Here is a 17,818-nt window from a genome sequence, read left to right as displayed (position 1 = left end):
CCAGATCACACCTATGATGCCTGCATGCGGGTGTGCCGTGTCCGGATACGGTGTTAACGTGCCCGCCGATCCGCGCCCCGCGACCCCCCGTCCGGCGACCTCGTTGGTGCGGCGTGCACGCAAGATCGACCGGGTGCTCGCCGAGACCTATCCCGACGCCCACTGCGAGCTCGATTTCGAGAATCCGTTCCAGCTCCTGGTGGCCACGGTCCTGTCCGCGCAGACCACCGACCGTCGCGTCAACGCGATCACGCCGGCGCTGTTCACCGCGTTCCCCGACGCCGCGGCGCTCGCCGCGGCCGACCGCACCGCGGTCGAGGAGATCATCCGCCCCACGGGCTTCTTCCGCGCCAAGACCGAGAGCATCATGGGCCTGTCCGCGGCCCTGGTCGAGCGCTTCGACGGCGAGGTGCCCGCCCGCCTGCCCGACCTCGTGTCGCTGCCGGGTGTGGGCCGCAAGACCGCCAACGTCGTCCTGGGCAACGCGTTCGGCGTCCCCGGGATCACCGTCGACACCCACTTCGCCCGGCTGGTCCGCCGCTGGGGGTGGGTGGACGAGGCGACCGCGAAGGATCCGGTCAAGACCGAGCACGCGGTCGGAGCGCTCTTCCCGAAGCGCGACTGGACCATGCTGTGCCAGCGCGTGATCTGGCACGGCCGCCGCCGCTGCCATGCCCGCACGCCCGCCTGCGGCGCCTGCCCCGTCGCCCACTGGTGCCCCTCCTACGGCATCGGTCCCACCGACCCGGAGATCGCCGAGGCGCTGGTCACCACCCAGGGACCCGCATGACCCAGACTCCCCCCACGTCGCTGCCGGACTGGCTGCGACCGCTCGCCGACCTGCTCGGCTCCGTCGAGGCCGAGCAGCTCGCTCCCCGGTTCCCCCACCCGCCGGCCGACGCCCGGCCCGCCGCGGTCCTGATGCTCTTCTCCGAGGGCGAGCGAGGCCGCGAGCTGCTGCTGACCGAGCGCGCGGCCACGCTGCGCAACCACGCCGGCCAGATCTCGTTCCCCGGCGGCAAGCAGGACGACACCGACCGCGACCCCGTGCACACCGCGCTGCGCGAGGCCGAGGAGGAGGTCGGACTGGACCCGAGCGAGGTGGTCGTCTTCGGCACGCTGCCCACGCTGTGGCTGCCGCCGAGCAACCACGCGGTCACGCCCGTCCTGGGCTACTGGACGAACCCGCATCCGCTGACCGCCCACAGCCCCGACGAGGTCGAGCAGGTCCTGCCCACGTCGCTGGACCTGCTGCTGGACCCGGAGCACCGGTTCAGCGTCGTCCACCCGTCCGGCTGGACCGGCCCCGCCTTCGACATCGGCGCGGAGACCCCGCTGTGGGGCTTCACCGCCGGCATCATCTCCCGACTGTTCGAGCGTCTGGGCTGGGAGCGCCCGTGGGACGCCACCCGAACCCGACCCCTGCCGGAGTGACATGAACTGGCTCGATCTCGTCCTGATCACGACGTTCGTGGTCTACGCCTACGCGGGGTGGGTCCACGGCTTCGTGTCGAACGTCTTCTCCGGCGGCGGTCTGTTCCTGGGCTTCCTGCTCGGCATCGCCCTGGCGCCGCGGTTCTTCACCCAGGGATCCGGTGACGCCCTGTCGGCGGTCATGTCGATCGTGTTCGTGTTCGTCGTCGCCGCCGTGGGCAACTTCACCGGCAGCATGATCGGCCGCTCGCTGCGCATCCGCCGGGGCCCGGGGCGCGCGATCGATGCCGTGCTCGGAGCCGCCTTCGGCACGAGCGTCGTGATGGCCGCGTCCTGGGCGCTGGGCTACGCGGTCAGCGCGTCGACACTGCCCTACGTCAGCGCGGCGGTCCGCGACTCGACCGTGCTGCAGCGCGTCGACCAGTTGATGCCGCAGCGTGCCGGCGAGGCGCTGCAGGCCTTCACCGACACCCTCACCGGCGATGTCTTCCCCCGGTACCTCGACCCGTTCGAGACCGAGATCATCCCGGCCACCGAGCGGCCGGACGACAAGACGCTCGCGCTGAAGTCGGTGCGCGCCGCTCGTGCCAGCGTCGTCCGAGTGCTCGGTGAGGCCGAGTGCAACCGCACCATCGAGGGCTCGGGCTTCGTCATCGCCCGCGACCGGATCATGACCAACGCCCACGTCCTGGCCGGCGTGGACGAGCCGACCGTCACCGTCGGTGACCGCCGCTACGACGCGCGACCGGTGCTCTTCGATCCCGAGCTCGACCTCGCCGTCGTCGACGTGCCAGGGCTGGATGCCAAGCCCCTCCGCTTCGACACCAGCGCCCAGCAGGGTGAATCGGCCGCCGTCCTCGGATTCCCCGAGAACGGCCCGTTCGACGCGCGCTCCGCGCGAATCCGTGGCCGACTGGACCTGAAGGGTCCCGACATCTACGGGGACGGCCGCGTCTCGCGCGACGTCTTCTCCATCCGCTCGCTGGTTCGGTCGGGCAACTCCGGCGGGCCGCTGATCTCGACGAAGGGCCGGGTGATCGGAGTGATCTTCGCAGCGTCCATCTCCGATCCGGAGACCGGTTACGCGGTGACCGCGGCCGAGGCGATCCCGATCGCCCGAGCGGCGGCGCGCGCCGAGGACACGGTGTCGACGGGCAGCTGCGCCTGATGCGCACGGTCGCGACCGCCCTGCTGTGGTGCGTGGCCACCGTGGCCACGTTCGTCGGCATCGGCGCGGGCTGGACGGCCACCCACGTCCAGAGTGAGAGCGGCTTCGTCGACCTGGTCTCGCGGGTCGGCGACGATCGGCAGGTCCAGCGAGCCGCGGCCGACACGGCCGGCGAGGCCTTCGCGGACCGGACCGGACTGCCCGGCACCCTGCACGACCGCATCGCCGACGGCGTCCGCGACGGCGTGCTGCGCCTGACCGACTCCCCGGACTGGAACGACGCGTGGGCCGAGACGGCCCGCAGCGCGCACCAGCGGCTCTACTCCGAGCCGACGCCGACGAACGTCCGGGCCGACATCTCTCCCCTGGTGGACCTCGCCCTGGATGAGGTCTCGGCGAAGCTGCCGGTCGACCTGCCGCGGCCCGGCGAGCTGCTGGTCACGCTGAGCGACGAGAACCCCACCGACTTCGTGGAGGCGACGTCGCGGGCGGCCACCGTGGCCGTGGTGGCCGTCGGGACGGCCGTGGTCGCGGCCCTGCTGGCCCTGGCCGTGTCGCGACGCCGGGGCGCCACCCTGACCGCCCTGGGTCTCGGGGCCGTGCTGGCGGCTGCGGCGTGGTGGGTCCTGGGCCACCTCGCGCTGCCCCGGCTGGTCGAGGACCGGGCGGACGCCACCACCGAGGCCGGACGTCACCTACGCGACGAGTTGACCGACCGCATCGTCGCGTCGCTGGACGTGACGCTGCTGTGGGTGGCGCTGGGCGGCGCCGTGCTGGTCGTGCTGGGGCTGGTCAGCCGCGCGCGGCGGTCTTGACGCGGCTTCCCGCGGCGTGGTTGCCGGGCTTGAGCGCCGACGGCAGCTGACGCGCCGTGCCGATGGACTTCTCCGGCACGCGGATCTTCTTGAACCGCGTCCACGCCACGAGCAGCAGGACGACGGCCACCAGCAGGTAGAACGCCGTCACGATGAGGAACGCCCACGCGGCGTGCATCCCCGTCATCGTCAGGAAGTACGCGATGGTGACGGAGCCGAGGATCAGTACGAGCAGCAGCAGGAACGCGGCGGCCGCGACGAGCGCGACGCCGAGTCCACCGGCCCTCACACTGACGCGCAGCTCGGACTTCACCAAGGCGATCTCGTGCTGGACGATCGACGACAGGTCGCGGGTCACATCTGCGACGAGTCGTCCGATCGTGGGGTCGTCCGTGGGCTTCGTCATGGGGTGAGCGTACCCAAATCCCGCCGGAGCAGCCCCTCGTGGCCGTCCCGGCGGGCGCGGGCGTCCCGCGGGGGTCACTCCTGGCCGGCTGCCGGCTTCTTCAGGCCGGCGGTGATCAGGTCCATGACGGAGGAGTCCGCCAGGGTCGTCGCGTCACCGACCTCGCGGTTCTCCGCGACGTCGCGCAGCAGCCGCCGCATGATCTTGCCCGAGCGCGTCTTGGGCAGCTCCGGCACGACCATGATCTGGCGCGGCTTGGCGATCGGGCCGATCTCCTTGGCGACGTGGTCGCGCAGCGCGGCGATGTGCTCCTCGGTGGACGCGGCGGCCGACTCACGCAGGATCACGAAGGCCACGACGGCCTGTCCCGTCGTGTCGTCGGTGGCGCCGACGACCGCCGCCTCGGCGACGGTCGGGTGCGAGACGAGCGCCGACTCGATCTCGGTGGTCGACAGCCGGTGCCCCGAGATGTTCATGACGTCGTCGACCCGGCCGAGCAGCCAGATGGCGCCGTCCTTGTCCTTCTTGGCGCCGTCGCCGGCGAAGTACATGTCCGGGAAGCGCGCCCAGTAGGTGTCCTTGAAGCGCTGGTCGTCGCCCCAGATCGTGCGCAGCATGGCCGGCCACGGCTCGGTGAGGACGAGGTAGCCGCCCTCGCCGTTGCCGACGGGCTTCCCGGCGTCGTCGACGACCTCGGCGCTGATGCCCGGCAGCGGCCCCATCGCCGAGCCCGGCTTGGCGGCGGTGACGCCCGGCAGCGGGCTGAGCATGTGCGCGCCGGTCTCGGTCTGCCACCAGGTGTCCACGATGGGCGTGCGGTCGCCGCCGATGTTCGTCCGGTACCAGACGTACGCCTCGGGGTTGATGGACTCACCGACCGAGCCGAGGATGCGCAGCGTCGACAGGTCGTACTGCGCGGGGATCTCGTCGCCCCACTTCATGAACGTCCGGATCGCGGTCGGCGCGGTGTAGAAGAGCGTCACGCCCTTCTCCTGGATGATCTCCCACCAGCGGCCCTTGTGCGGCGTGTCGGGCGTGCCCTCGTAGAGCACCTGCGTCGCCGCGTTCGCGGTCGGCCCGTACGCGATGTACGAGTGCCCGGTGACCCAGCCGACGTCCGCGGTGCACCAGAAGACGTCGGTGTCGCGCTTGTGGTCGAACACCGCGTCGAAGGTGTAGGCGCACTGGGTCAGGTAGCCGCCGCTGGTGTGCAGGATGCCCTTGGGCTTGCCCGTCGTGCCCGAGGTGTACATGACGTACAGCGGGTGCTCGGCGTCGAAGGCCTGCGGCGTGTGGTCGGGCGAGGACTCGTCGACCAGCTCGTGCCACCAGACGTCGATGTCCTCGTCGAAGGCCACGTCCTCGCCGGTGCGGCGCACGACCAGGACGTTCTCGACCGGGCTGGCGTCGCCGAGCTTGGCGATCGCCTCGTCCACGGCGGGCTTGAGCGCCGAGGGAGCGCCACGGCGGTAGCCTCCGTCGGCCGTGATGACGAGCTTGGCCTCGCAGTCCTCGACCCGGCTGGCCAGGGCATCGGAGCTGAAGCCGCCGAACACGACGGTGTGGGGGGCGCCCAGGCGCGCGCAGGCGAGCATCGCGATGACGGCCTCGGGGATCATCGGCAGGTAGATCGCCACCCGGTCGCCGGCCTCGATGCCCAGCTCCTCGATGGCGTTCGCCGCGCGGCTGACCTCGTCCTTGAGCTGGGCGTAGGTGATGTCCCGCGTGTCACCGGGCTCGCCGACGAAGTGGATCGCGACCTTGTCGCCCAGCCCGTTCTCGACGTGGCGGTCCACGCAGTTGTAGGCGACGTTGAGCTTGCCGCCGACGAACCACTTCGCGAACGGCGGGTTCGACCAGTCCAGGACGTCGGTGAACGGGGTGTCCCACGTCAGCCGGCCGGCCTGCTCACCCCAGAAGCCGAGGCGGTCCTCCGCGGCGCGATCGTAGGCGTCGGCCTTGACGTTGGCGTTCGCGGCCAGTTCCGCCGGGGGCTCGAAGATGCGGTCCTCGGTGGCGAGGTTGTCGATGCCGGTCTGAGTCACGGGTGGGCCTCCTGGGCGGGATGCGGTGTGTCGCGGGTCACCATTGTGGACGACTCCACCGTGCCCCATCCCTACGGGTGTGCGCCAGCACACACCGCTGAGCGGCTCCTGCGCTGCGGTGAACGGCGGCCGCTCAGTCCAGCCAGCGGCGGAGCTCGGCCGCGAGGCCGTCCTCCTCGACGGTGCCCGTGACGTCGTCGGCGGCCGCCTTGAGCTCGTCCGGGGCCTGGCCCATCGCGACCCCGCGGCCGGCCCACTGGAGCATCTCGAGGTCGTTGTTCCCGTCGCCGACGGCCAGGACGTCGGCGGCAGTCAGCCCCATCCGGTGGCACACGACGTCCAGCCCGGAGGCCTTCGAGACGCCCTCGGGCGCCAGGTCGAGCCACGCCGTGTAGCCGATGTAGTAGTTCGTGCCCTCGAGGCCGAGGTCCTCCACGAGCGAGGAGAACTTGTCGCGGTCGTGGTCCGGCGCGCGCACGACGACGCGGGTCACGGGCTGGGACACCATGCGCTCGACCTCGTCGAGGATGATGTCGCCGGTGATCTCACCGTGCGGGAAGGCGCGGTTGACGCGGTACCCGATGCCGACCTCCTCGACCGCCACGAGCGCCTCGGGCACGCGCTCGAGGACGCGGCGCACCGCCTCGCGGGCGTCGAAGGTCGTGGTGTGGACGACCTCGAACGGGTCGACGTCGAAGACGACCGAGCCGTTGCTGGCCACGCCGAGTCCCTCGCGGAAGCCCAGCTTGTCGAGCACGTCGTACACGCCCGGGACGGCACGCCCCGTGGCGATGACCACGGGGATCCCCTGGGCGCGCAGGGCCAGGATCGCGTCCTTGACCGCAGGGCTCAGCTGGTTGTCATGGTCGACGATGGTGCCGTCGACGTCGAGCGCGACCAGCCGCGGGCGCCACGTCATGGCTCAGCGATCCTCGACCGGGCGCAGGACCTCGCCCAGGTAGGGGTGCAGTGCCTCGGGCAGCCGGACGGAGCCGTCGGCCTGCTGGCCGTTCTCGAGCAGGGCCACGATCGTGCGCGTCATGGCGCACAGCGTGCCGTTGAGCGTCGCCACGTGGGACGTGCCGTCCTCGCCGGTCGCCCGGGTGCGCGTGTCCAGGCGGCGGGCCTGGAACTCGGTGCAGTTCGAGGCGGACGAGAGCTCGCGGTACTTGGCCTGGGTCGGGATCCACGCCTCACAGTCGAACTTGCGGACGGCGGACAGGCCCAGGTCGCCGGCGGCCACGTCGATGACGCGGAAGGGCAGCTCGAGCTTCTGCAGCCACGCCTTCTCCCAGCCCAGCAGCCGCTCGTGCTCGGCGGCGGCCTCGTCGAGCGTCGTGTAGACGAACATCTCGACCTTGTCGAACCAGTGGACGCGGAAGATGCCGCGCGTGTCCTTGCCGTACGAGCCGGCCTCACGCCGGAAGCACGGGCTGAACGCCGCGTAACGACGCGGCAGCGACTCGGTCGGGAGGATCTCGCCGCCGTGATACGCCGCGAGCGGCACCTCGGAGGTGCCGACGAGGTACAGGTCGTCCTTCTCCAGGTGGTAGACGTCGTCGGCCGCCTGGCCGAGGAAGCCGGTGCCCTCCATCGCCTGCGGCTTGACCAGCGCGGGCGGGATCATCGGCGTGAAGCCCCACTCGGCGGCGGTCTTCATCGCCAGCTGCACGAGCGCCAGCTCCAGCTGGGCGCCCACGCCGGTGAGGTAATAGAAGCGCGAGCCGCTGACCTTGGCGCCACGCTCGACGTCGATCGCGCCGAGCAGCTCGCCCAGCTCGAGATGGTCGCGCGGCTCGAAGCCCTCGGCGGCGAAGTCGCGGGGCGTGCCGATCTCCTCCAGCACGACGAAGTCGTCCTCACCGCCGGGAGGCGCGTCGACCGTGGGGTTCGGGAGCGTCTTCAGCAGCTCCTCGAACGCCCGTGCCGTCTCGGCCTGAGCGGCCTCGGCGGTCTTCACCTCGGCGCTGAGCTCCTTGGTGCGGGCCAGCAGTGCCTGCTTCTCGTCGCCCTGGGCCTTCGGGATCTGCTTGCCGAGCTGCTTCTGCTCGGAGCGGACCGCCTCGAAGGCCACGATGGCGGCGCGACGTGCCTCGTCGGCCGCGATCAGGTCGTCGACGAGCTGGGACGACTCGCCGCGGCGCTCCTGGGCGGCTCGCAGCAGGTCGGCTTCGTCACGCAACAGTCGGGGATCGATCACCCCGCCAGCCTAGCGAGGCGCGACCGGCCGAGCTGTCGCGGCGCGGTTACGCTTGGCGGGCGCCACACCGACGAGAGGACTGCCGTGACGATCGACCTGCGCCGTGCCGACGGTGACCGGCCGTTCATCCCGACCCTCCTGATGGCCGTCGAGGCTGTCCTGTTCGTGCTCCTGACGGCCCTCGTCACCACCACGTGGCGGCCGCTGATCGACCTCGACCAGGACGTCGCCCAGTGGGCCTTCGACCTCACCGAGGCACGACCGTGGCTCGTGGACGTGTTGGACGTCGCCGCGGCGGTGACGAGCAACTGGGGCGTCGGGGTGGTGCTGGCGGTCCTGGCCGGACTGCTGTGGTGGCGCAGCGAGCGTCTGCTGGCGGTCTGGGTCGTGGTCAGTGCCGTGGTGGTGCTCGGTGGCAACGCCCTGATCAAGCTGGTCGTCCAGCGCGAGCGGCCCGTCTGGGACCTGCCGTTGCACGAGATCGGCGGCTACTCGTTCCCCAGCGGCCACTCCGCCGGCGCCGGCCTGCTCTTCACGGTGCTCGCGCTGCTGACGATCGTCCTGACCGGCCGCGGACTGCGCCGCCGCCTGTTCCTCGCGCTGTGGGTCGTCCTGGCGCTCCTGATCGCGGCCGATCGCGTCTTCCTCGGCGTCCACTTCCTCAGCGACGTCACGGCGGGACTGGCCTTCGGCAGCTTCGTCCCGCTGTTGCTGTGGCGGTTCCTGATCAGCGGCAGCGGCAGGGCACCGGTCGAGACCGCCGTCCTGACCGGTTCCGGCCGCCGCCGCGCCGCCGTCGTCCTCAACCCGGTCAAGGTCGGTGACGTCGAGGACTTCAAGACGAAGGTGCGCCAGGTGGGCGCCCTGCACGGCTGGGACGAGCCGCAGTGGTTCGAGACCACCGTCGAGGACCCCGGCCACGGCCAGACCCGCGCCGCCCTGGATGCCGGCGTCGACCTCATCATCGCCGCCGGCGGCGACGGCACGGTGCGCTCCGTGTGCGAGGAGGCCACCCGGTCCGGCGTCGCGATCGGGGTCCTGCCGCTGGGCACGGGCAACCTGCTGGCGCGCAACCTCGACATCCCGGTCAACACCCGCGACGCCCTCGACGTGGTGTTCGGCGGCCAGGACCGCGCGATCGACCTGGCCAGCTTCTCGACCGACGGCGGCACCGAGACCTCGTTCCTGGTCATGGCCGGCCTGGGCATGGACGCGATGATCATGACCGGCGTGAACGAGGACCTCAAGAAGCGCGTGGGCTACCTCGCGTACTTCCTGTCCGGGCTCAAGGCCGTGACCTTCCCGCGCACCAAGGTCGCCATCACGCTGGACGACGACCCGCCCCGGCACTTCCGCGCCCGCACCGTGGTGATCGGCAACGTCGGCTTCCTGCAGGCGGGCATCCCGCTGCTGCCCGAGGCCAAGATCGACGACGGCCTGCTCGACATCGTCGTCGTCGCCCCGAAGCGCTTCATCGGCTGGCTGTCGATCGTCGCCCGCGTGCTGACGCGTCGCAAGACCAACGACAAGCGACTGGCGCGCCTGTGCGCCCAGAAGGTGCACGTCCGCGCCGAGAAGCCCGTGCCGATGCAGCTGGACGGCGACCCCGTCGGCGAGTTCCAGGAGATCACCGCCGAGATCCACCCCGGCGTCGTGCTGGTGCGGGTCCCCGCGACGCTGGCTCCGGCGCCGTAGCCGAAGTCAGCTGCCCGGGACGATCGCCGTGATGACGGTGCCGTCGGCCCGCCGACGCCCGGCCACGGGCTGCGGGGTGCCGTGGATGCGCGGACCCTGCCCGTCGAGCGGGACCACGGTCGGGGCGCCCGGCGAGACCTTGATGGTGCGTCCACGCACGCTGAACACCGGGTCGACGAGGTCGCCCAACCCGTTCGGCTGCTGGTCCTCGATGAACAGCTCCAACTCGCGCTCGCGGACCGTCACCCGCACGCGGGAGCCCTGGATCGTGACGCGGTAGATCAGCTCGTCCCACGCCTCGGGGAGCCGCGGGTCGAGCGTGAAGTCGCCGCGGTGATCGCGGAAGCCACCGAAGCCGCAGGCCAGGACGCTCCAGATGCCGCCGGTGGAGGCGACGTGGACGCCGTCTGTCGCGTTCTTGTGCCGGTCGGCCAGGTCGACGAACAGGGCCCCGAGGAAGTAGCGGTACGCCAGATCGCGGTACCCGACCTCGGCCGCGATGATCGACTGCACGACCGCGGACAGCGTGGAGTCGCCGGTCGTGATCGGGTCGTAGTACTCGAAGTTGGCGCGCTTCTGCTCGTTGGTGAAGTGATTGCCCTGCAGGTACAGCGCCAGGACGATGTCGGCCTGCTTGATGACCTGGAACCGGTAGATCACCAGGGGGTGGTAGTGCAGCAGCAGCGGCCGCTTCTCCAGCGGCGTGTGGTCCAGGTCCCACACCTCGCGCTCGAGGAAGTGCTGGTCCTGCGGGTGCACGCCGAGCGCCTCGTCGAAGGGGATGGCCATGTTGTGCGCGGCCCGCCTCCAGTCGCCGGGCTCGTGGTCCTTCAAGCCCAGCCGGATCACCATGCGGTCGTAGGCGGCCGTGTCGCGCTGGCTGATGAGCTCGACGGCCTGGGCGGCCGCGGCCAGGTTGAAGCGGGCCATGACGTTCGTGAACAGGTTGTCGTTGACGACGGTCGTGTACTCGTCGGGCCCGGTGACGCCGTGGATGTGGAAGGTGCCCACCTCCTCGTCGCGCCAGAACCCCAGGTCGACCCACATCCGGGCCGTCTCGACCAGGATGTCGATCCCCTGACGGAACATGAAGTTCTCGTCGGAGGTGGCGAGGTAGTACTGCGCGACGGCGTACGCGATGTCGGCGTCGATGTGGTACTGCGCCGTTCCGGCGGCGAAGAAGGCAGAGGCCTCCTCGCCGTTGATGGTGCGCCACGGAAAGAGCGCGCCGGACTGGGACATCTCGCGGGCGCGCTTGCGACCGGCGTCGAGCAGGCTGTACCGGAACTTCAGGGCGTTCCGGGCGTGGTCGGGGTTCGTGTACGTCAGGAACGGCAGGACGTAGACCTCGGTGTCCCAGAAGTAGTGCCCGCTGTAGCCCGAGCCGGTGAGGCCCTTGGCGGGGATGCCCGCGCCCTCGGCCCGACCACTGGCCTGGGCGACCTGGAACAGGTTCCAGCGGATCGCCTGCTGGACCTCCGGGTGGCCCGGGACCTCGACGTCGGAGCGCCGCCAGAAGTCCTCGAGCCAGGCGCGCTGGTCGTCGTACTGCTTCTGGACGCCCTGCTCGAAGGCGCGATCGAGCGTGCGGCGGCACCGGTCGACCAGTTCGCGCACCGGCACGCCGCGCGAGGTGTGATAGGCGACCATCTTGGTCAGCCGGATCGGCACGCCGGGCTCGGCGGCGATCCGGTACGTGACCTTGGCGAGGTCGTCCTCGACCTGGACGCGGGTGTCGCTGTGGTTCTCGGTGACGAGCACGTGGTCGGCCGCGACGGCGAGCGTCATGCCGCTGTCGTAGCAGCGGAAGCCCAGCACGACCCGCGCCTCGTCGGCGTCGCCCCAGCTGTACTTCGGCTCGAGCACACGACGGTCGAATCCCTCGGACTTGCGGGGGTCGTGGCCTTCGCCCATCGCCTTGGAGCGAACGTGGTACTCGTCCTCGCCGTCCTGGCGGTTCAGGATCTGCGAGGACAGCGCGATCGGCGCGGCGGAGTCGACCATCGTGACCTCGAACTCCAGCACGGCCAGGTGGCGCTGCGCGAACGAGACCATGCGGGTCGCGACGACGCGCACGAGCTTGTTCGACGGCGTGCGCCACAGGATCTCGCGACGCAGGACACCGCTGCGGAAGTCCAGCGAGCGCTCGTACTCGAGCAGGTCGGCGACGCTGATCAGCAGCGGCTCGTCGTCGACGTACAGGCGGATGACCTTGGCGTCGGGCGCGTTGACGATCGTCTGACCCACGCGGGCGAAGCCGAACGCCTCCTCGGCGTGGTGGATGGGCCACGTCTCGTGGAAGCCGTTCACGAACGTGCCGTGAGTGTGGGAGTCACGGCCCTCGGTGACGTTGCCGCGCATGCCCAGGTAGCCGTTGGCCACCGAGAACAAGGTCTCGGCGACGCCCAGGTCGCTCTGGTCGGGATGTGTCTCGATCAGTCGCCACGGATCGGCGGGCCACCGGGAGCGGTCGAGGAAGTCCTCGGTGCCGGGCGCCTCGTGCCAGCTCACAGCAGCTCCGCCAGGTCGGAGACGACGACGTCCGCGCCGTGCTCGAGCAGGACGTCGGCGCCGGCGCCTCGATCGACGCCGATCACCAACCCGAAGTCGCCGGCGGCGCCGGCCTGCACGCCCGAGACCGCGTCCTCCAGGACGACCGAGCGGGTCGTGGGAACGCCGAGCCTCTCGGCGGCGGTGACGAAGGTGTCGGGTCTCGGCTTGCCGGCGATGTGCTCGGCGGCGGCGACCTCGCCGTCGACGACGACCTCGAAGCGGTCGGAGAGACCGGCCGCCTCCAGGACGGGGCGCGCATTGCGCGAGCTCGACACCAGCGCCGACTTCACGCCACGCTTCTCGAGCGCGTCGAGCAGGGCGACGGAGCCCGGGTACGCCTGGACGCCGTCGGTGCGCAGCACGTCGGAGAAGTAGTCGTTCTTGCGGTTGCCGAGAGCGCAGACCGTCTCGGCCGAGGGATCGTCGGAGGGGTCGCCGTACGGCAGCTCGAGCCCGCGGGACGCGAGGAAGGACGCGACCCCCTCGTAGCGCGGCTTGCCGTCGACGTAGGCGAAGTAGTCCGCCTCCGTGTAGGGATCGACGTCGCGATGACCCTGCAGGAAGTCGGTGAACATCCGTGCCCAGGCCATCTGGTGCACGCGAGCGGTCGGGGTGATCACTCCGTCGAGATCGAACAACGCAGCGTCATAGTCGGTCCAGTCCACGTCTTCCAGCCTAGGCGGCTCACATGACAACCGCGTGAATGCGGGGCCACCCGGGTGCGTGGTGTGACCAGAACCCCACGCATCCCGCGTCAGCGGATGGTGACCTGACGGCTGATCAGCTCGCGCCGCGCGGTCCGCTCCTCGCTGCTGAGCTCGTCGGTGCGGCCCTTCGCCTCGTCCAGGACGGCGACGAAATCGGGCACCGCCGCGTCGAGCTCCTCGGCTCCGACACCGTCGACCTCCCACACCGGCACGAGCAGTCCGTGCGCCCGGAAGATCCCGATCAGCTCGGTGCCCTCGCCGAGCGAGTCCGTGCCGGCCGCGCGCAGGCGGGCGAAGGCGTCCAGCAGCGGGCCCTCGTCGTCGAGCATGATCCAGCGCAGGTAGGCGTGGTCGCCCATGTCCGTGACGTACGCCGAGTCGGTGGCCGTCAGCTTCGTGGTGGGCGCGACGGTGGCGTTGGCCTCCTCGAGGGCGGCCGCGGCGGCGGAGGAGTCGCGGTCCTCCTCGACGAGCCACCAGTCGAAGCCGTCGTGCAGCTCGACCTCGAAGTCGCTGTCGGGATCGATGAGGTCCTGCAGTCGCGCACCGACGCCGGGCGCCGTCATGCGGATCGGGGTGCCGGGCTCGGTCTCGCGGGCGACCTCGATGACGTGGGCCAGGTCGCGGCTGATGTCGCCGTGATTGTGCATGACCTGCAGGCCCACCCAGATCTCGCCGTCGGGACGGACGAGCCCGGCGCCGGCGCCGGGCAGCAGCGAGCAGATCCGCACGGTGCCGCCGTCGCGCAGGCCGACCGTCGCCGTGGCGGACGGCACGAACTCACGCAGGGCGACCCAGTCGCCCTCGGACGGCAATCCCTCGAAGGTGCGCGCGACGAACGGCATGCGCTGCTTGGCCGGCTTGGTACGCCTCGACTTCTTGCCCATGACGGACACGCTATCGCCCGCCGCGGCGGGCGAGCGGTCAGGCCAGCGCGAGCTCGGCGCGCACGCAGGTGCCGCGGGTCAGGTCGACCGACCACTTGTCGGCCACCCGGCTGATGATCGAGAGGCCGCGGCCGCCGAGGGAGTCCTCGTCGAACGGGCGGGGCACCATCTCGGCGCAGCGGCCGGCATCACGGACGCTGAGGTTCAGCAGGCCGTCGTCGATGCTCCAGGCGATCTCCATCGTGCCGTCCTGGTCGGGCGTGCCGTGCGCGACGGCGTTGGCGATCATCTCGCTGAGCACGATCAGGGCGTTGTCGATCATCGGCAGATCGATGCGATTGAGGGTCAGGAAGGCGGCCAGCTTCGTGCGGGCGATGCCCGGGGTGGAAGACTCGAATGGCAGTCGCACCACATCGCGACTGTGAACCATCTGTCCCCCTTTCGGTTCCCCCGGCAGCTGTCCTGAGCGGTGGTCCGCGGGCACGCCGTTGCCGGCACATACCCATGGCTAGTAACAATTAACCATTCAACCGCCCTCGTTTCAAGGTCCTCCGGGAGGTCCGACGTCACATGACCGATCACACACCGGCCCGGTTCACCCCTGCCGAGGTGCCCGATCCGGTCCCGGCGGAGTGGATCGTGCTCGACGTCCGCGAGCCGTTCGAGTGGGCTCGGGGGCATCTGCCCGACGCGGTTCACATCCCGCTCGGCGACCTGCCGGCCCGGGTCGACGAGCTCGATCCGCAGCGTCCCGTCCTGGTCGTGTGTCACCTCGGCCAGCGCTCGGCGCATGCCGCCGCGTGGCTGAACCACGTGGGCCGCGAGGCGATCAACCTCGAGGGCGGAATGGACGCGTGGGAGGCGGCGGGCCGCACGATCGTGCCCTGATCCGCGCCATCTGATTGCACCGCTCGCACCAGAGTGCAAGACTGCACTCCGTGTCAAAGAGTGCAACGCAGCTGCGTCGGGAGCGGACGCTCCTGAGCATCACGCGGTGCGCGCGCGAGCTGACGCAGGAGCACGGGCTCGACGGATTCACCATGGACCAGCTGGCCGAGCGGGCGGGCGTCTCGCGACGCACCCTGTTCAACTACGTGCCGGGCAAGATCGATGCGGTGCTCGGCCCCGAGCACGAGATCGACCCTGCACTGTGGGAGGCGTTCCTGGCCGGCGGTCCGACGGGCCGGCTCCTGGTCGACGTGCTGGAGATCCTGCGCGCGACGCTGGCGGCCGACGCCCCGGATCCCGCGGAGGTCGACGCCGTCCGGCGCGTCCTGCACAGCGACCCGCGATTGATCACCGCCGTGCACGAGCGCTTCGTCGAGAAGTCGCGCGTGCTGTCGGAGGCGATCACCCGGCGCGAGGGCCAGGCCCTCGATCCCCTCGTCATGCGTCTGCTGAGCGCCTCGGTCGTCGCGATGTGCGACGCCGCGCTCGACGAGGCTCTCGCCACCCCCACCCGGACGGTCGCGGAATGCCTCGACCTCACCTTCGACGCGATGAGCTCTCTGTTCGAGCCTCCTCGCGACTGACCACCACCCCCGCCCCCCACCTCAGGAGACGACCGCCGCATGGCAACCCTGCTCTATCGACTCGGCAAGACCGCCTACCGGCGCTGGCCGATCTTCCTCGCCGGCTGGCTGGTGGCCCTCGTGGGCCTCGGCGCCGTCGCGGGCTACCTGTCCAAGCCCATGTCCAACACCTTCTCGATCCCCGGGATCGAGTCGGTCGAGGCCGCCGAGCTGCAGCAGGAGCTCTTCCCCGACGCCGCGGCCGTCGACGCTCCCAGCAGCACGATCGTCGTGGCGGCCCCGGAGGGCGAGAAGCTCGTGCAGGAGCCGTACGCCGCCGCGGTGCAGGCGCTCGTCGCCGACCTCGCCGAGCTCGAGGACGTCCAGGAGGGCGTCGTCGGTCCCGTCGAGGCCGCCGCCGGCCTCGAGGGGCAGGTGACCTCCGGCATCGACCAGGCCGAGGCCCAGGCGAAGGAGGCCGGCCAGCCGTTCGACCGCGATGCCGCCCTGGCCGGGGCGCAGTCGCAGATCCGCGCCGCCACCCCCCTGTCCGAGGACGGCCGGGTCGGCACGATCGCGTTCACGTTCGACGTGCCCACCGTCCTCGAGGTCACGCCCGAGATGCAGGACGCCGTCACGGCCGCGATGGACGACGCCCGCGACGCCGGCCTGACCGTCGAGGTCTCCGGGTCGGCGATGCAGTCGATGGAGTCCGGTGGAGCCTCCGCCGAGCTGATCGGCATCGCGCTGGCGCTGGTGATCCTGGCGCTGACCTTCGGATCGCTCGTGGCGGCCGGCATGCCGATCGTCACCGCAGGCATCGGCGTGGGCATCGGCATCACCGCGATCACCGCGATGACCGCCATCACCGAGATCCCCTCCAGCACGACCGCCCTGGCCAGCATGCTGGGCCTGGCCGTCGGCATCGACTACGCCCTGTTCATCCTGGCGCGCTACCGCAGCGAGCTCGACCACACCGACGACCGCGAGGAGGCCATCGGCGTCGCGGTCGGCACCGCGGGCTCCGCCGTGGTGTTCGCCGGCCTGACGGTGATCATCGCCCTCGTCGCGCTCAGCGTCGTCGGCATCTCGTTCCTGACCGCCATGGGACTGGGCGCCGCGGCGACCGTCACCGTCGCCGTGCTCGTCGCCCTCACGCTGCTGCCGGCGATCCTGGGCATGCTGAAGTCGAAGGCGTTCGGCGGCACGTTCCGCCGGTACCGCCCCGCCCGCGAGGCCAACGGCCACATCCTCAACAACGGCGTCCGATGGGCCCGGTTCCTGCGCAAGGCGCCGCTGGCCTGGGTGCTGCTCGTCGTCGTGGGACTGGGCCTGCTGGCCGTCCCGGTCAAGAACATGCACCTGGCCCTGCCCACCGACAGCACCGCCGCGGAGGACACCACCCAGCGCAAGGCGTCCGACCTCGTCACCGACGCCTTCGGCCCGGGCCGGCTCTCGCCGATGCTGCTGGTCGTCGACGGCCGTGGGCTGAAGGACCCGCAGGAGCAGCAGGCCGCCTACCAAGCGGTCACCGCCTGGGCGGCAGGTCAGGACGACGTCGCCGACGCGATGACGGCCGCGGCGAACGACAAGGGCGCGATGATCCTGCTGCAGCCGGCCTCCGGCGCCGAGGACACCGAGACCGAGGAGCTGCTGGAGTCACTGCGCGACGGCGAGCAGGCCATCGAGCAGGAGACGGGCACCAGGGTCGGGGTCACCGGCCTCACGGCCATCCAGGCGGACGTGTCGAAGATGCTGGCCGACGCGCTGCCGCTCTACCTGGCCATCGTCATCGGCCTGGCGTTCGTGCTGCTGGTCATGGTGTTCCGCTCGCTGCTCGTGCCGCTGACGGCCACCCTGGGCTTCCTGCTCTCGGTCATGGCGACCCTGGGCGCGACGGTCGCGATCTTCCAGGAGGGGATGTTCGGGCTCTTCCCGGGCCAGCCGATCGTCAGCTTCATCCCGATCTTCCTGATCGGCGTGGTGTTCGGTCTGGCGATGGACTACCAGGTCTTCCTGGTGACCCGGATCCGCGAGGCGCACGTCCACGGCGCGTCCTACCGCGAAGCCGTCGTCGACGGTTTCCGCAACAGCGCCCGGGTGGTCACGGCCGCGGCCCTGATCATGACGTCGGTGTTCGCCGGCTTCATCTTCATGGACGAGCCGATCGTGCAGTCGATGGGCTTCGCCCTGGCCGCCGCGGTGATCTTCGACGCCTTCATCGTGCGTCTCGTGCTGATCCCCGCGCTGATGTACCTGATGGGCGAGAAGGCCTGGTACCTGCCGAAGTGGCTGGACCGGATCATCCCGAACGTCGACATCGAGGGCGAGAACCTGCACCGTCCGCACCTCGAGGAGCACTACAGCAAGGTCTGAGCTCCGACGTCGCACGGGCCG

General features: G+C 70.8%; 16 protein-coding genes. 8 read left to right on the top strand and 8 right to left on the bottom strand.

The features are described 5' to 3' along the window. The first annotated feature begins 58 nt into the window (after positions 1 to 58). From nth to NP095_RS00475, 4 genes are read left to right on the top strand one after another with little or no spacing between them, the layout of a single operon-like run. Positions 59 to 790, top strand: a complete 732-nt coding sequence (gene nth, locus NP095_RS00490) for an endonuclease III (protein WP_232418188.1) — start codon at positions 59 to 61, stop codon at positions 788 to 790. Continuing rightward, entirely contained in the window at positions 787 to 1,434 is a 648-nt protein-coding gene (locus NP095_RS00485; protein ID WP_232418189.1) for an NUDIX hydrolase, read from the top strand. The genes nth and NP095_RS00485 overlap by 4 nt, the downstream gene beginning before the upstream one ends. A gap of 1 nt (position 1,435) precedes the next feature. Next, positions 1,436 to 2,602 (top strand): MarP family serine protease, encoded by a 1,167-nt coding sequence (locus NP095_RS00480; protein ID WP_232418190.1) that lies wholly within the window; start codon positions 1,436 to 1,438, stop codon positions 2,600 to 2,602. Beyond that, positions 2,602 to 3,417 (top strand): hypothetical protein, encoded by an 816-nt coding sequence (locus NP095_RS00475; RefSeq protein ID WP_232418191.1) that lies wholly within the window; start codon positions 2,602 to 2,604, stop codon positions 3,415 to 3,417. The genes NP095_RS00480 and NP095_RS00475 overlap by 1 nt, the downstream gene beginning before the upstream one ends. Here the strand turns inward: NP095_RS00475 and NP095_RS00470 are convergent. From NP095_RS00470 to serS, 4 genes are all read right to left on the bottom strand, one after another. Beyond that, positions 3,395 to 3,823 carry a phage holin family protein gene (locus tag NP095_RS00470; protein WP_232418192.1) on the bottom strand — a complete coding sequence of 143 codons (429 nt, stop codon included), beginning with the start codon at positions 3,821 to 3,823 and terminating at the stop codon, positions 3,395 to 3,397. The genes NP095_RS00475 and NP095_RS00470 overlap by 23 nt on opposite strands. A gap of 74 nt (positions 3,824 to 3,897) precedes the next feature. Then, positions 3,898 to 5,868, bottom strand: a complete 1,971-nt coding sequence (gene acs / locus NP095_RS00465) for an acetate--CoA ligase (RefSeq protein ID WP_232418193.1) — start codon at positions 5,866 to 5,868, stop codon at positions 3,898 to 3,900. 133 nt (positions 5,869 to 6,001) lie between these two features. Beyond that, complete coding sequence (locus tag NP095_RS00460; RefSeq protein ID WP_232418194.1) at positions 6,002 to 6,787, bottom strand: HAD family hydrolase; 786 nt, start codon at positions 6,785 to 6,787, stop codon at positions 6,002 to 6,004. Between the two features lie 3 nt (positions 6,788 to 6,790). Then, positions 6,791 to 8,068 carry a serine--tRNA ligase gene (serS, locus tag NP095_RS00455; RefSeq protein WP_232418195.1) on the bottom strand — a complete coding sequence of 426 codons (1,278 nt, stop codon included), beginning with the start codon at positions 8,066 to 8,068 and terminating at the stop codon, positions 6,791 to 6,793. A gap of 84 nt (positions 8,069 to 8,152) precedes the next feature. On the opposite strand from serS, the gene NP095_RS00450 reads away from it, so the two are divergent. Beyond that, positions 8,153 to 9,763 (top strand): YegS/Rv2252/BmrU family lipid kinase, encoded by a 1,611-nt coding sequence (locus NP095_RS00450; RefSeq protein ID WP_232418196.1) that lies wholly within the window; start codon positions 8,153 to 8,155, stop codon positions 9,761 to 9,763. 6 nt (positions 9,764 to 9,769) lie between these two features. On the opposite strand, the gene NP095_RS00445 is transcribed toward NP095_RS00450, so the two are convergent. From NP095_RS00445 to NP095_RS00430, 4 genes are all read right to left on the bottom strand, one after another. Next, positions 9,770 to 12,274, bottom strand: a complete 2,505-nt coding sequence (locus tag NP095_RS00445) for a glycoside hydrolase family 65 protein (protein WP_232418197.1) — start codon at positions 12,272 to 12,274, stop codon at positions 9,770 to 9,772. Next, positions 12,271 to 12,990 (bottom strand): HAD family hydrolase, encoded by a 720-nt coding sequence (locus NP095_RS00440; RefSeq protein ID WP_232418572.1) that lies wholly within the window; start codon positions 12,988 to 12,990, stop codon positions 12,271 to 12,273. Before NP095_RS00440 ends, NP095_RS00445 begins: the two co-directional genes overlap by 4 nt. A gap of 80 nt (positions 12,991 to 13,070) precedes the next feature. Further along, the gene (locus NP095_RS00435) at positions 13,071 to 13,910 is read right to left on the bottom strand and encodes a DUF5926 family protein (RefSeq protein WP_232418198.1); all 840 of its coding nucleotides are present in this window, start codon (positions 13,908 to 13,910) and stop codon (positions 13,071 to 13,073) included. Between the two features lie 37 nt (positions 13,911 to 13,947). Continuing rightward, a complete protein-coding gene (locus NP095_RS00430) occupies positions 13,948 to 14,322 on the bottom strand; it encodes an ATP-binding protein (protein ID WP_232418199.1) in 375 nt (124 codons plus the stop codon). A 158-nt stretch (positions 14,323 to 14,480) separates the two neighbouring features. Between NP095_RS00430 and NP095_RS00425 the strand changes: the two genes are divergently transcribed. From NP095_RS00425 to NP095_RS00415, 3 genes are read left to right on the top strand one after another with little or no spacing between them, the layout of a single operon-like run. Then, positions 14,481 to 14,798 carry a rhodanese-like domain-containing protein gene (locus NP095_RS00425; protein ID WP_232418200.1) on the top strand — a complete coding sequence of 106 codons (318 nt, stop codon included), beginning with the start codon at positions 14,481 to 14,483 and terminating at the stop codon, positions 14,796 to 14,798. Between the two features lie 50 nt (positions 14,799 to 14,848). After that, positions 14,849 to 15,442: a TetR/AcrR family transcriptional regulator gene (locus tag NP095_RS00420; RefSeq protein WP_232418201.1), complete on the top strand. Its 594-nt coding sequence runs from the start codon at positions 14,849 to 14,851 to the stop codon at positions 15,440 to 15,442. A gap of 39 nt (positions 15,443 to 15,481) precedes the next feature. Beyond that, positions 15,482 to 17,797: an MMPL family transporter gene (locus tag NP095_RS00415; RefSeq protein WP_232418202.1), complete on the top strand. Its 2,316-nt coding sequence runs from the start codon at positions 15,482 to 15,484 to the stop codon at positions 17,795 to 17,797. Positions 17,798 to 17,818 lie beyond the last annotated feature (21 nt).

This window comes from Aeromicrobium duanguangcaii (genome assembly GCF_024508295.1).
GTDB lineage: Bacteria > Actinomycetota > Actinomycetes > Propionibacteriales > Nocardioidaceae > Aeromicrobium > Aeromicrobium duanguangcaii.
The sequence above is the reverse complement of the archived record's forward strand: the minus strand, read 5'-3'. Positions and strand labels throughout refer to the sequence as shown.